We start from the raw sequence: 13,292 nt of genomic DNA on the forward strand, positions 1-13,292 counted from the left end.
TGAAAAAATAATGGCTGATTTTAGCAAAGTGCGGAAGATTTTAGAAACGTTTTACCATTTATTAAGCAAGTTTTTCTAGGATCAATTTTCCCATCATTTCAATATGTGCATGCTCTACATTAAGTGCGGGAATATATTGATAAGATTGTCCACCATTTTTTAGAAAATTTTCTCGATTTTCTTTGTCAATTTCTTCAATGGTTTCTAAACAATCTACGGAGAAACCTGGACAAATGACAGCTATTTTATGAATGCCTTGTGGTGCTGCATTTTGAAGAAATTTATCTGTGTAAGGCTGTAGCCATTCTTCACGTCCAAAGCGAGATTGAAACGTCATTCCCCATTGGTTTTCTGTTAAGCCCAGTTTATTAACCACTGCAATAGTCGTTTGTTTACAATGTTTACGATAATAATCGCCCATTTTTTCATAACGCAAAGGAATACCGTGATAAGAAAATAGTAAAAATTCATCGGATTTTAACCGCACTTTTATGGAGTTTGCTAAGGCGTTAATGTAATTTTCATCAACATGATAAGAATGGATGAAATCAAAAGGCACTAATCCTCGTTCTTCTTTAAGAGCATTAGCGAAAGCGTCAAATACTGCGCCCGTGGTTGAGCTAGAGTATTGCGGATAAAGAGGTAAAACAATAATTCGCTCAACTTGATTTTTAAGCAAGTTTTTCACCGCACTTTGTATTGAAGGATTGCCGTACGTCATGGCAATTTCTACTTGTGTATCGATGTTTTGCTTATCTAAATAGGCTTGTAATGCGTCTTTTTGTTGTCGTGAAATGGCAAGTAAAGGCGAGCCTTGTTCTGTCCAGATTGCTTGATAATTTTTGGCGATACGTTTTGAACGCAATGGCAAAATAATGGCTTTAAGCAGTGGATACCATTTGCAACGGGGTAAATCTACCACGCGAGGATCCGTTAAAAATTGCCATAAATAACGGCTAATTGACTTCGGTGTTGGGCTATCTGGCGTGCCTAGATTGGCAAGTAATACGCCGATTTTTGCGGATTTTGTCATAAATTGATTACGGAAAGGGTTAATCGAGAAACACAACAAAGTTTATTCTCTTCTGTGCGGATGTCAATTTGCCAAACTTGGATATTTCTGCCTAAATTAATTGGCGTGGCTCTTGCGGTTACTTTACCTGAACTAACAGGGCGAAGATGATTGGCGTTAATATCCAATCCCACCGCAGATTTGCCTTCTTCTAAACAAAGCGAACCCGCAAGAGAACCAATTGTTTCAGCTAAAGCAACAGAAACCCCGCCATGCAATACACCAAACGGCTGCATAGTACGATGATCCACTGGCATTGTCGCTTCAATCCAATCTTCTCCAAAAGCAGAAATTTCAATGCCAAGATGGCTAACTGCACTGTTGGTGCAGAGTTGATTTAAGTTTTTGAGGGTAAAAGTTTTTTTCCAGAGCATTTAATCTATTCCATATTATCAATTATCTTGGCTCCACCCATTTATGGGGAGAGCTGCCGAAGGCTGAGGGGGGATAAATGTTCAATTTCAACATAAATTGTTTTAGGTACATTATCTATTTTTTTTAATATTTCATCATTCCAAAATTTTATTTCGCATATCCCTATATCCCCCTTCCGCCCTTCGGGCACCTTCCCCCGCAAGCAGGGGAAGGCAAGTTTTTAAAACTTCTAATAAGCAGGGGAAGGTAAGTTATCATTATTTATTTTATAACTTCTAATCTTGGCTCCACCCATTTATGGGGGGAGCTGCCGAAGGCTGAGGGGGGGATAAATGTTCAATTTCAACATAAATTGTTTCAAGCACATTCTTCCGCCCTTCAGGCACTTTTCCCCGCAAGCAGGGGAAGGCAAGTTATCATTCTTTATTTAAATATCTCAAGTAAGGCTTGAACAGGGTGTTTTAGCACCACATGTTCATAACGTTTTACCTGACTGCGGCAAGAATAACCAGTTGCTAAACAAAAGTGCGGATCTTTTTCATGCAGTTTTTTATGCCAGGATACATCGTAGATTTTTCGGCTCATTTTTTGATTTTGCACTTCATGTCCAAATACACCAGCCATACCGCAACATCCTACTTTTTCTACATTAAGTTGTTGTCCAAATCTTCCAAAAATTTCTTGCCATTCTTTTGGACTGTTCGGCATAAAAGTAGATTCCGTACAATGCGGGAATAAATACCAATCGAAAGTGCGGTCAGTTTTGGCGATGTTTTTTAACTTCTCTTGTAAATCCGCATTTTGTAATCTTTGTTTTAACCATTCATGTGCGGTGAGAACGTGAAAATCGCCCCGTTTTTCTTGTAGTGCTTCTTTGTATTCATCTCGATAAGACAGCACGATGGCTGGATCAACGCCCACAAGAGGAATGCCTAATTTTGCCATTCGATTTAAAAACTCGGCTTGGTTTTGTGCTGTTTTGCTAAAGCGTTTTAAGAAACCTTTAATGTGCATTGCTTTGCCGTTTGGTTTAAATGGCAACAGAATTGGCGTGAAGCCTAATTTCTGCGTAAGCATAACAAAATCCCGTACCACTTTGGCATCATAGTAAGAGGTATAAGGATCTTGCACAATAAATAAAATATCGTTTTTTTCTACCGCACTTAGATCTTCCAATTCTTCCAAGGATTTGCCTTGATAATGAATTTCCACCAGCTGTTGTTGCAAATTGGGTTCAGAAAGCAAGGGCAAATCAGTCATACCTAGCGTTTTTTCCACTAATGTTTGCGTGACTTTTAGCTTGGTAAAATAATTAAAGAATTTTGCCTGTTTTGCCATATAAGGCGCAGCGATTTCTAAATTTGCCACAATGTGATCTTTTGCGGGGCGTAAGTAGCGGCTGTGATAAAAATGAAAGAATTTCGCACGGAAACTTGGTACATCAATTTTAATCGGGCATTGGCTCGCACAGGCTTTACAAGCAAGGCAAGTATCCATTGCGGCTTTTACTTCGTGAGAAAAATCATAATTGCCTCGCCATTTTTGAACCGTATTGCTGAGTCTTTTTACAAGTGCGGTTAGTTTTATTTCTGTTTTACGGAAGTCTAATTGTTCGGGCGAAACATTTTCATTTGCCATCAATCGAAGCCATTCTCTAACCATTGCTGCGCGACCTTTCGGCGAAAATACACGGTTTTTACTGACTTTCATCGACGGGCACATAATGCTGTGTTCATCAAAATTGAAACATAATCCGTTTCCATTGCAGTTCATCGCACCCTTAAATTCATCTCGTATTTGGATAGGAATTTGGCGATCCTTATCAGCTCGCATTGGCGAAAGAATAGAATAAAGTTCATCTTTGGAATCCAAAGGCGTACAGATTTTGCCAGGATTTAAGCGATTGTTCGGATCGAATAAGGTTTTGATATAACGAAGTTCGTGCCAGAGTTCTGGGGTAAAGAATTTTTCGCCGTAATGGGAACGCACGCCTTTTCCATGTTCTCCCCAGAGTAATCCACCATATTTAATCGTAAGTTCTGCCACTTCATCTGAAATTTGTTTGAATAATTTCACTTGTTCTTTATCGCATAAATCAAGCGCAGGGCGAACGTGTAACACGCCAGCATCCACGTGACCAAACATGCCATATTGTAAATTGTGCTGGTCTAATAAAGCGCGAAATTCACTAATGTAATCCGCAAGATTTTCTGGGGGAACACAAGTATCTTCCACGAAAGGAATCGGTTTGGCTGCACCTTTTGCATTACCAAGTAAGCCCACGGCTTTTTTTCGCATTGCATAAATACGTTCGATAGAGGGTAAATCAGAACAAACTTGATAGCCAATAATGTGATCTTGGTTGTGTTCAATTTTTTCATCAAGTAAGCGACAAAGTGCGGTGACTTGGCGGTCTATTTTTTCTTGATTATTACCAGCAAATTCCACAATATTTAAACCGAGAATTGGATCTTTTTCATCCTCTGTAAGAAGTTCATTCACCGATTGCCAAATAATATCTTGTTTGGCGAGGTTTAAGACTTTGGAATCAACGGTTTCCACAGAAAGCGCATTGGCTTTCACCATAAAGGGCGCATTGCGTAATGCCGCGTCAAAAGAACGATATTTAATATTGATGAGCGTGCGATACTGCGGAATTGGCAGAAGATTGAGTTTGGCTTCGCAAATAAATGCGAGAGAACCTTCAGAGCCAGTGAGAATTCTGGTGAGATTAAATTTGCTTTCATCTTCATTGAATACATTTTTCAGATCGTATCCCGTTAAAAAACGGTTAAGTTGTGGCAAATCTTTAATTATAGCCGCTCTTTTTTCTTTACAGTGTTTCGCGATTGTTTGGTGGAGCTTTTTGCTACTCTCACTTAATTCAAGCGCATCGATGTTTTCTAAAACATCAACAGAATTGACCGCACTTGTATCTAAAATTTCACCGTTCATTAACACGGCACGCAATGCCAAAACATGATTAGAGGTTTTACCGTATTGTAATGAACCTTGCCCAGAGGCATCGGTATTAATCATTCCACCTAAAGTCGCTCGATTGCTGGTGGATAGCTCTGGGGCAAAGAATAAACCATGTGGTTTTAAAAATTGATTAAGTTGATCTTTTACGACACCTGCTTGTACTTTAACCCAACGTTCTTTTACATTGAGTTCTAAGATGGCAGTCATATGACGAGAAAGATCCACTATTATATTGTTATTGATGGATTGCCCATTTGTGCCAGTGCCTCCACCGCGAGGCGTAAAGCTGATTGATTGATATTCAGGTAAATTTGCCAATTTGGTTATCCGCACTATATCAGCAACAGTTTTTGGAAAAAGAATCGCTTGAGGAAGCTGTTGGTAAACGCTGTTATCCGTAGCAAGACTTAATCTATCTGCATAGTTTGTTGCTATATCGCCTTCAAAATGTTGTTTTTTAAGTGCTTGGAGATAGTTAAGTACATCTTGTTCAATTTGTGGCGTGCGATTTAGACTTGGCAACATAGCATTTAACTCATTTAAAGATATAAATAGCAGGTGATCTCGATAATATCTTAAGGTGCGAACAATGTCGAATTAGATTTTAAGCGTTTTTAAGAAGTGTTTTATGGAGTAAATGAGTCAAGAAAAGTGTGTTGTTTGGATGAAAAATAAACAAAAAATTCAAAAGAATTTGATCTTTTCAATTTTTTATAGGACAATAAGAGGAATTTTGAACGTTCCTTTGGCGTAAACAAAGGAATTGAATTTGTCAAAAGGTAATAAAGTAGGGCAAATTCAAAAACCTAGTTAAGCGACTGTTTAGAATGTAACTTTAATTAAAAGTTCAGTATAAACAAGGACTCTTTTTTATTAATATTCGATCACTAAATAGAGGAAACTAAAATGAAAAAAACTGCAATCGCATTAGTAGTTGCTGGTTTAGCAGCAGCTTCAGTAGCTCAAGCAGCTCCACAAGAAAACACTTTCTATGCAGGTGTTAAAGCTGGTCAAGCATCTTTCCATAATGGCGTTCGTGCTAAAGCTCGTGAACATGATGCTGGTTATCACCGTAATTCTTTCACTTATGGCGTATTCGGTGGTTATCAAATTTTAAATCAAAATAACTTAGGTTTAGCGGTTGAATTAGGTTACGACGATTTCGGTCGTGCCAAAGGTCGTAAAGAAGGTAGAACTGTTGCTAAACACACTAACCACGGTACTCACTTAAGCTTAAAAGGTAGCTACGAAGTGTTAAATGGTTTAGATGTTTATGGTAAAGCAGGTGTTGCTTTAGTTCGTTCTGACTATAAATTCTACCCTGTAGATAACCATAAAGATGGTCACAGAGTACGTGCCTCTGGTTTATTTGCAGTAGGTGCAGAATACGCAGTATTACCAGAATTAGCAGTTCGTTTAGAATACCAATGGCTAACTCGCGTAGGTAAATACCGCCCTCAAGATAACCCAAATAGCGCAATTAACTACACCCCTTGGATTGGTTCTATCAACGCGGGTATTTCTTACCGTTTTGGTCAAGGCGCAGCGCCAGTTGTTGCAGCACCTGAAATGGTAAGCAAAACTTTCAGCTTAAACTCTGATGTAACTTTCGCATTTGGTAAAGCAAACTTAAAACCTCAAGCGCAAGCAACATTAGACAGCATCTATGGCCAAATGTCACAAGTTAAAAGTGCAAAAGTAGTGGTTGCTGGTTACACTGACCGTATTGGTTCTGACGCGTTCAACGTAAAACTTTCTCAAAAACGTGCAGATTCAGTAGCTAACTACTTTGTTGCTAAAGGTGTTGCAGCAGACGCAATCTCTGCAACTGGCTACGGTAAAGCAAACCCAGTAACTGGTGCAACTTGTGACCAAGTTAAGGGTCGTAAAGCGCTTATCGCTTGTCTTGCTCCAGACCGTCGTGTAGAAATCGCGGTAAACGGTACTAAATAATTTTAGTATTTGTTTAACGAAAGATTAAATACAGCAAAAGGCTTAAACTTCGGTTTAGGCCTTTTGTTTTAAATGAATATAAAACCAAGCATTTCAATCAAGTTTTAACTTGTGATAAAATGCTTACCTCGTTTATTTATAGGGAACATTATGGAAACCTTAGACAAAATCAAAAAGCAAATTAGTGAAAATCCCATTCTTATTTATATGAAAGGTTCGCCAAAATTACCATCTTGTGGTTTTTCTGCTCGTGCATCTGAGGCATTAATGCACTGCAAAGTGCCTTTTGGTTATGTGGATATTTTACAACATCCAGATATTCGCGCTGAATTACCAACATATGCAAATTGGCCAACTTTCCCACAATTATGGGTTGAGGGAGAATTAATTGGTGGTTGTGATATTATTTTAGAAATGTATCAAGCAGGCGAATTGCAAACTTTATTAGCTGAAGTGGCAGCAAAGCACGCTTAATCACAGTGGAAAAATAAAACCCGCAATAAGCGGGTTTTTTATATAATAAATTTCCCTTTCATTATTAAATAATAGATTAAGCAAACTTTAATACCTTAGAAAGTGCGGTGAAAAATTTATCGTTTTCTTCAGGTAAACCAATACTTATACGTAAATGATTCGGCATGCCATAACCAGCAATTGGGCGAACGATTACGCCTTCTCGTAACAACGCATCATAAATTGGTGCGGCAGGTTGTTTGAAATCAATGGTTATAAAATTTCCTTTAGAGGGAATATAATCCAATTGATTTTTTTGACAAAAGTCTTCATAACGTCGCATTTCTATTCGATTATTTTCAGCGACTTTTTCAACAAATTCATCGTCATTCATTACGGCAACTGCAGCAGTTAATGCCAAAGAATTACAGTTAAATGGCTGTCGAACTCGATTTAATAAATCTGCGATTTCGGGATTAGATACTGCATAACCAATGCGTAAGCCTGCCAAGCCATAGGCTTTGGAAAGAGAACGTGAAATAATTAAATTTGAATATTTTTTTAATAAATGGAAGGAATCCACTCGTTCTTCAGATCTAGTAAATTCCGTGTAGGCTTCATCTAATACCACGATTACATTTTCGGGGACTTTTGCTAAAAAATCTTCAATTTCTTGCGATGTTAAAAAATTACCCGTTGGATTATTGGGATTAGCAATGTAAATGAGCTTTGTTTTATCAGAAAGTGCGGTCAAAAATCCTTGTAAATCGTGCCCCCAATTTTTAGCTGGAATTTCTTTTGCAATTGCATTTATCGCTTTAGTCACTAAAGGATAAACAATAAAGGCATATTGTGAATAAATGATTTCATCGCCTTCCGTTGCGAAAGTGTGAGCAAAAAGTTCTAATAAATCATTTGAGCCATTTCCAAGCGTAATTTGATTTGGTTGAACGCCAAATTTTTTTGCGATAGTTTGTTTTAATTCAAAGCCATTCGCATCTGGATAACGAGTTAGTTTATCTAATTGTTCTAAAATTGCTTTTTTTGCACTTTCTGGAAAACCAAATGGGTTTTCGTTTGAGGCAAGTTTAACGATATTGGAAATACCAAGTTCTCGTTCTAATTCTTCAATGGGTTTGCCTGCTTGATAAGGGGATAAGGATTTTACGCCACGATTGGCAATGTTGATGTACTGCATAGTGTTATTTGTAAATATTGATATGGGTTAGTATGTATTTTTAAATAAATTTGGGCGTAGTAAATACGCCCATTGGAAATGTTTTTCCTATTGAGGAAGATTTTCAGTTTCAAATTTTTTCATAAATGAAATGAGTGCCTCAACACCATTTTGCGACATTGCGTTATAAATAGATGCGCGCATTCCACCTAAAACCTTATGACCTTTCAAGGCTTGCAAGCCAGCAGCAGTGGATTCTGCGACAAATTTGGCATCTAATTCTGTATTTCCAGTGATGAAAGTCACATTCATTGTTGAGCGGTTTTCTTTTGCTACCACATTGCGGTAAAGTTTGCTCGAATCAATATAATCATAAAGAGTTTGTGCTTTTAGTGCATTACGTTTTTCGATTATTTCTAAGCCGCCTATTTCTTTGAGATGTTTAAATACGAGGGAACATAAATACCACGCAAAAGTTGGAGGCGTGTTGATCATTGAATCTGCATCACGTTGAGTTGCATAATTCCAAATAGAGGGAGTTTCTTTACGTGCATTACCGATTAAATCATCGCGAATAATCACTAACGTAATACCCGCTGGGCCAAGATTTTTTTGCGCACCTGCATAAATTACCCCAAATTTACTGATATCGATTTGACGTGAAAGAATATTTGAAGACATATCTGCGACCAATACGGCATTGCCTACATTTGGCACATCAAAAATCTCTACACCACTGATGGTTTCATTCGGGCAATAATGAACGTAGTCATATTGATCAGCGATATGGCTAAAATCAAGATCGGTAATTCGAGTCTGTTCGCCACTTTCTACGATAGTGATTTCATCAATTTCTGCAAAATTTCTTGCTTCTTTTGCTGCTGTAGCTGACCAATGCCCACTATTTAAATAAAGGGCTTTGCCTTTTTTACTGATTAAGTTCATCGGAATCGCGGCAAATTGACCGCGAGCGCCACCTTGTAAGAAAAGTACACGATAGTTATCAGGAATATTGTAAACCTCACGTAGATCTTTTTCCGCTTGGGTAACGAGTTCCATAAAATACTTTCCGCGATGGCTTACTTCCGTTACAGAAACACCTTGATTGAGCCAGTTTGTAAGTTCATTTTGTGCTTTTTGCAACACTTCTGGGAAAATCATCGCAGGACCTGCGCTAAAATTAAAGACTTGTGACATTGTATTTCCTTGCTTTTTATGAAAATAATGATGTCTTTTTTATCACTACAAAAATCGATAATCAATGCTTTTTACTGAAATCAAAAAAATTCTTTCTATCATTCATAAAATAGAGGGTAAATTTTGACGATTGATTAAAAAAAAGCTAAATTACGGCACAGTCATTTTATTTATTTTAAAGGGAGTTGTTATGGAAATTGTGAATAAACAATCTTTTCAAGAAGTGTTGGAATACGTGCGTATGTATCGTTTAAAAAATAGAATTAAACGAGATATGGAAGACAATAATCGTAAGATTCGCGATAACCAAAAACGCATATTGTTGTTGGATAATTTAAATCAATATATTCGTGATGATATGACTATTGCAGAAGTACGTGGAATTATTGAAAGTATGCGTGATGACTATGAAGGTCGTGTTGATGATTACACGATTCGCAATGCGGAGCTTTCTACGCAACGTCGAGAGATCAGTGCGAAAATGAAAGAACAGAAAAAAGCACACGCAGAATTATTGAAAAATGCTGAAAAATAATAGGATAACTAGAGCCGACTGAATCAGTCGGCTTATTTTTTATAAGCTATTCATTGCGTTAATGATTTTAATTTCGTCAAAATTGACAATATCTTCTTGGAATATTGTGCGTTCTTGAATTTTCCCTTCTTGTAATAATTTTTCTCGTTGTGTGCCTAAAAGCAATGGCGTGTCTGGTGTGTACCATTTTTTTCCTTGGCGAAAAATTAAATTACCGATGGAACAATCTGTCACTTTTCCATTTTTGATAATCATAATTTCATCACAAGCACCACGTTGAGCAAATAATGTATTAATTAAACTGCGATCTGAATATTTCAAACTATATTCAATGTCATCACAAATTACAGGTTGAAAAGTGCGGTAGATTTTTCGTTGGTATTCAAAATATTGAATTTGTGTGGTTTCGGCATTGTAATCAATGCGGCAGCGAATTAATTGATTTTGTAAAGGCGTTGGAAGTTGAATGAGTGAAAAAAGATTAAAAATTTTCACCGCACTTTTACCATAATATTCACGCAAACTACGTTCATACCGTGTTTGGTGTAAATCGATATTTTGAATTGTCCCGTTTTCAATACAAAGGGTTTCAAATAGAGGATACATTAATCAGCACCTTCAATCGGTAAATAGACTTTTTCTAACAATTCTTCATATTCATCTTGCGCATTGCTATGAATGGTAATTCCACCTCCACTATGAAAATAAAATTTTTCATCTACTTGAGAAATAAATCGAATTGCTACCGCACTTTGTAGTGTTTTGCCATCAAATATGCCAAAAATTCCCGTGTAATAACCGCGTTTTTGTTTTTCTGCTTGTTGAATAATTTGTGTGGTTTTTTCTTTTGGTGCGCCACTAATAGACCCAGCAGGCAACAGTTTCTCTAAAATATCCCCAATTTGATTTTGCCAGTTTTCATTCAATTTTCCGTAAATTTCAGAACTGGTTTGCAGTATTTCGCCTTTCTGGGTTTTGATACGATCGATATAACGAAATTTTTTCACTTGAATGTGTTCTGCCACCATGGATAAATCGTTACGCATCAAATCAACAATCGTGTAATGCTCGCGTTGTTCTTTTTCATTTGTGAGTAACTGATTTTCTGCATCGGGCAGAGAGGCATTAATTGTCCCTTTCATGGGATAGGTAAAAATATTGTTGTCATGAATATTGACAAAACATTCAGGTGAAAAGCAAACGAATTGATCTTGTAACCACAATTTATAAGGTGCATTGGTTTGATGAAAAATTTGTTCAAGTGACAGATTACCTGAAATTTCAGTGGGGTAGGTGAGATTTAATAAATAAGAATTACCTTTTTGTAATTCACTTTGAACAAGTTCAAAACCTTGTTGATAATGCGAGAAAGGCATTGGATGTTTGGTAAAATTAAGAGGGAGAGGCCCTGGAGAAATTGTGCAATTTCTTTTGCCTAAAATATCAAAATAAATGCCTTGTTGTGCAGAATTTTCGAGAGGACAAATCAAGGGTTTTTCTTTTTCAAAATCAATAAGAAAGAAAAATGGCGTGCGTTGTTTGCCATAATGATTAGCCTGTTCAATAAAATGTTGCATTGTGCTTTGTGCCATTTTGCGTAAAATGACCTGATTATAACGAATACCGAACTGTTATGAAATTACTCATCATTAATAATCACGATTCTTTTACTTTTAACTTGGTGGATTTAATTCGAAAATTAAATGTGCCTTATGATGTTTTAAACGTAGAAGATTTGAAAGAAAATACAGCGGAAAATTATAGCCATATATTGATTTCGCCAGGGCCTGATATACCACGCGCTTATCCACAACTTTTTTCCATGTTGGAAAAATATTATCAGCAAAAATCTATTTTAGGTGTGTGTTTAGGGCATCAAACCTTATGTGAGTTTTTTGGTGGTACATTGTATAACTTAGAGAATGTTCGTCACGGGCAGAAACGAACATTAAAAGTGCGGTCAAATTCTCCATTGTTTTTTGATCTTCCAACTGAATTTAATATCGGGCTATATCATTCTTGGGGCGTACAGGAAGAAGATTTTCCTAGCTGCCTAGAAATCACCGCACTTTGTGATGAAGATGTAGTGATGGCAATGCAACATAAATCTTTGCCAATTTATAGTGTCCAGTTTCATCCAGAATCTTATATGTCAGACTTTGGCGAGAAAATTTTGCGTAATTGGTTGGCGATTCATCCCACAACTACCTCATAATACCGCTTGCTTATTAAGCAAAAATGCGTATTATAGCCGTCTATACGTCAATACATCCAAATTTAAAAGAAGAAGAGAGAAAATATGTCTAGCTATTTATTTACATCTGAATCAGTCTCTGAAGGGCATCCAGATAAAATTGCCGATCAAATTTCTGATGCAGTACTTGATGAAATCCTAAAACAAGATCCAAAAGCACGAGTAGCTTGTGAAACTTACGTAAAAACTGGTATGGCATTGGTGGGTGGTGAAATTACCACATCAGCATGGGTTGATATTGAGAATTTAACCCGTAAAGTGATTTGTGATATTGGTTATGAACATTCTGAAATGGGTTTTGATGGCCATTCTTGTGCGGTGCTTAATGCGATTGGTAAACAATCTGCAGATATTAATCAAGGCGTTGATCGTGAAAATCCATTAGATCAGGGCGCAGGCGACCAAGGTATTATGTTTGGTTATGCCACCAATGAAACGGATGTATTAATGCCTGCAGCCATTACTTATGCACATTGTTTAATGGAAAAACAAGCTGAAGTGCGTAAAAGTGGTAAATTAGCATGGTTACGCCCAGATGCGAAAAGCCAAGTCACGTTAAAATATGAAGATAATAAAATTGTTGGTGTGGATGCGGTTGTGCTTTCTACTCAACATTCTGAAGAAGTTAGCCAAAAAGATTTACATGAAGGTGTGATGGAAGAAATTATCAAACCTGTGTTACCAAGTGAATGGCTTTCTAAAGAAACAAAATTCTTCATTAATCCGACTGGTCGTTTTGTTATCGGTGGGCCAATGGGCGATTGTGGTTTAACTGGTCGTAAAATTATCGTGGATACTTACGGTGGTGCTGCTCGTCACGGTGGTGGCGCATTCTCAGGAAAAGATCCATCTAAAGTAGATCGTTCTGCGGCTTATGCTGCACGTTATGTCGCAAAAAATATTGTTGCAGCAGGTCTTGCAGATCGTTGTGAAATCCAATTTTCTTATGCGATTGGTGTGGCTGATCCAACATCTATCATGGTCGAAACCTTTGGAACTGGAAAAGTTGCAAATGAATTATTAGTGTCATTAGTTCGTGAGTTTTTTGATTTACGTCCTTATGGCTTAATTAAAATGTTAGATTTAATTCAACCAATCTATCGTGAAACGGCAGCTTATGGTCATTTCGGTCGTGAGCAATTCCCTTGGGAAAAAGTGGATCGCGCAGAAGATTTACGTATTGCGGCAGGTTTAAAATAATAGGCTTGAATTTTTAGTTTGAAAGGCTTATATTTAGAAGGCAACAAGGTTTCTTGTTGCCTTAGTTGGTTTAGGTTGCTACCAAGCTGGGGAG

Annotated in this window: 12 protein-coding genes; 5 read left to right on the forward strand and 7 right to left on the reverse strand. The window is 37.2% G+C overall.

Annotated features, from left to right (window positions below; all coding sequences use genetic code 11):
• Nucleotides 1-61: 61 nt before the first annotated feature.
• The 3 genes from hemH to ydiJ all read right to left on the reverse strand — a co-directional run bounded on the left by hemH (nt 62) and on the right by ydiJ (nt 4,954).
• The gene (gene hemH / locus DQN49_RS06335) at nt 62-1,033 is read right to left on the reverse strand and encodes a ferrochelatase (RefSeq protein WP_006996518.1); all 972 of its coding nucleotides are present in this window, start codon (nt 1,031-1,033) and stop codon (nt 62-64) included.
• Complete coding sequence (locus DQN49_RS06340) at nt 1,030-1,446, reverse strand: hotdog fold thioesterase (protein ID WP_006996517.1); 417 nt, start codon at nt 1,444-1,446, stop codon at nt 1,030-1,032. Before DQN49_RS06340 ends, hemH begins: the two co-directional genes overlap by 4 nt.
• 424 nt (nt 1,447-1,870) lie before the next feature.
• On the reverse strand, nt 1,871-4,954 hold the full coding sequence (gene ydiJ / locus DQN49_RS06345; RefSeq protein ID WP_006996515.1) for a D-2-hydroxyglutarate dehydrogenase YdiJ: 3,084 nt from the start codon (nt 4,952-4,954) through the stop codon (nt 1,871-1,873).
• 381 nt (nt 4,955-5,335) lie between these two features.
• Here ydiJ and ompA point away from each other — a divergent pair, with 381 nt between their 5' ends.
• Nucleotides 5,336-6,382: a porin OmpA gene (gene ompA, locus DQN49_RS06350; RefSeq protein WP_006996514.1), complete on the forward strand. Its 1,047-nt coding sequence runs from the start codon at nt 5,336-5,338 to the stop codon at nt 6,380-6,382.
• A gap of 150 nt (nt 6,383-6,532) precedes the next feature.
• Nucleotides 6,533-6,856 carry a Grx4 family monothiol glutaredoxin gene (gene grxD, locus DQN49_RS06355; protein WP_005653629.1) on the forward strand — a complete coding sequence of 108 codons (324 nt, stop codon included), beginning with the start codon at nt 6,533-6,535 and terminating at the stop codon, nt 6,854-6,856.
• 76 nt (nt 6,857-6,932) lie between these two features.
• On the opposite strand, the gene hisC is transcribed toward grxD, so the two are convergent.
• Both hisC and serC read right to left on the reverse strand, forming a co-directional pair.
• Nucleotides 6,933-8,033, reverse strand: a complete 1,101-nt coding sequence (hisC, locus tag DQN49_RS06360) for a histidinol-phosphate transaminase (RefSeq protein WP_006996513.1) — start codon at nt 8,031-8,033, stop codon at nt 6,933-6,935.
• Between the two features lie 87 nt (nt 8,034-8,120).
• Nucleotides 8,121-9,209 (reverse strand): 3-phosphoserine/phosphohydroxythreonine transaminase, encoded by a 1,089-nt coding sequence (serC, locus tag DQN49_RS06365; RefSeq protein ID WP_006996512.1) that lies wholly within the window; start codon nt 9,207-9,209, stop codon nt 8,121-8,123.
• Nucleotides 9,210-9,399: 190 nt separating this feature from the next.
• Here serC and DQN49_RS06370 point away from each other — a divergent pair, with 190 nt between their 5' ends.
• Nucleotides 9,400-9,744 (forward strand): DUF496 family protein, encoded by a 345-nt coding sequence (locus DQN49_RS06370; RefSeq protein ID WP_013526043.1) that lies wholly within the window; start codon nt 9,400-9,402, stop codon nt 9,742-9,744.
• Nucleotides 9,745-9,783: 39 nt separating this feature from the next.
• Here DQN49_RS06370 and DQN49_RS06375 read toward each other — a convergent pair whose 3' ends face one another.
• Both DQN49_RS06375 and DQN49_RS06380 read right to left on the reverse strand, forming a co-directional pair.
• Entirely contained in the window at nt 9,784-10,350 is a 567-nt protein-coding gene (locus tag DQN49_RS06375; RefSeq protein WP_006996510.1) for an aminotransferase class IV family protein, read from the reverse strand.
• Nucleotides 10,350-11,336 carry an aminodeoxychorismate synthase component I gene (locus DQN49_RS06380; protein ID WP_006996509.1) on the reverse strand — a complete coding sequence of 329 codons (987 nt, stop codon included), beginning with the start codon at nt 11,334-11,336 and terminating at the stop codon, nt 10,350-10,352. Before DQN49_RS06380 ends, DQN49_RS06375 begins: the two co-directional genes overlap by 1 nt.
• Before the next feature lie 41 nt (nt 11,337-11,377).
• Between DQN49_RS06380 and DQN49_RS06385 the strand changes: the two genes are divergently transcribed.
• Entirely contained in the window at nt 11,378-11,959 is a 582-nt protein-coding gene (locus tag DQN49_RS06385; RefSeq protein ID WP_006996508.1) for an anthranilate synthase component II, read from the forward strand.
• An 84-nt stretch (nt 11,960-12,043) separates the two neighbouring features.
• Nucleotides 12,044-13,198 (forward strand): methionine adenosyltransferase, encoded by a 1,155-nt coding sequence (gene metK, locus DQN49_RS06390; protein ID WP_006996507.1) that lies wholly within the window; start codon nt 12,044-12,046, stop codon nt 13,196-13,198.
• Nucleotides 13,199-13,292 lie beyond the last annotated feature (94 nt).

Origin of the sequence: Haemophilus aegyptius (assembly GCF_900475885.1) — a bacterium.
Taxonomy (GTDB): Bacteria; Pseudomonadota; Gammaproteobacteria; order Enterobacterales; family Pasteurellaceae; genus Haemophilus; species Haemophilus influenzae.

Coding starts and splice junctions, on each gene's coding strand:
- hemH (WP_006996518.1), bottom strand. CDS start 1,033: ATGACAAAATCCGCAAAAATCGGCGTATTACTTGCCAATCTAGGCACG.
- DQN49_RS06340 (WP_006996517.1), bottom strand. CDS start 1,446: ATGCTCTGGAAAAAAACTTTTACCCTCAAAAACTTAAATCAACTCTGC.
- ydiJ (WP_006996515.1), bottom strand. CDS start 4,954: ATGTTGCCAAGTCTAAATCGCACGCCACAAATTGAACAAGATGTACTT.
- ompA (WP_006996514.1), top strand. CDS start 5,336: ATGAAAAAAACTGCAATCGCATTAGTAGTTGCTGGTTTAGCAGCAGCT.
- grxD (WP_005653629.1), top strand. CDS start 6,533: ATGGAAACCTTAGACAAAATCAAAAAGCAAATTAGTGAAAATCCCATT.
- hisC (WP_006996513.1), bottom strand. CDS start 8,033: ATGCAGTACATCAACATTGCCAATCGTGGCGTAAAATCCTTATCCCCT.
- serC (WP_006996512.1), bottom strand. CDS start 9,209: ATGTCACAAGTCTTTAATTTTAGCGCAGGTCCTGCGATGATTTTCCCA.
- DQN49_RS06370 (WP_013526043.1), top strand. CDS start 9,400: ATGGAAATTGTGAATAAACAATCTTTTCAAGAAGTGTTGGAATACGTG.
- DQN49_RS06375 (WP_006996510.1), bottom strand. CDS start 10,350: ATGTATCCTCTATTTGAAACCCTTTGTATTGAAAACGGGACAATTCAA.
- DQN49_RS06380 (WP_006996509.1), bottom strand. CDS start 11,336: ATGGCACAAAGCACAATGCAACATTTTATTGAACAGGCTAATCATTAT.
- DQN49_RS06385 (WP_006996508.1), top strand. CDS start 11,378: ATGAAATTACTCATCATTAATAATCACGATTCTTTTACTTTTAACTTG.
- metK (WP_006996507.1), top strand. CDS start 12,044: ATGTCTAGCTATTTATTTACATCTGAATCAGTCTCTGAAGGGCATCCA.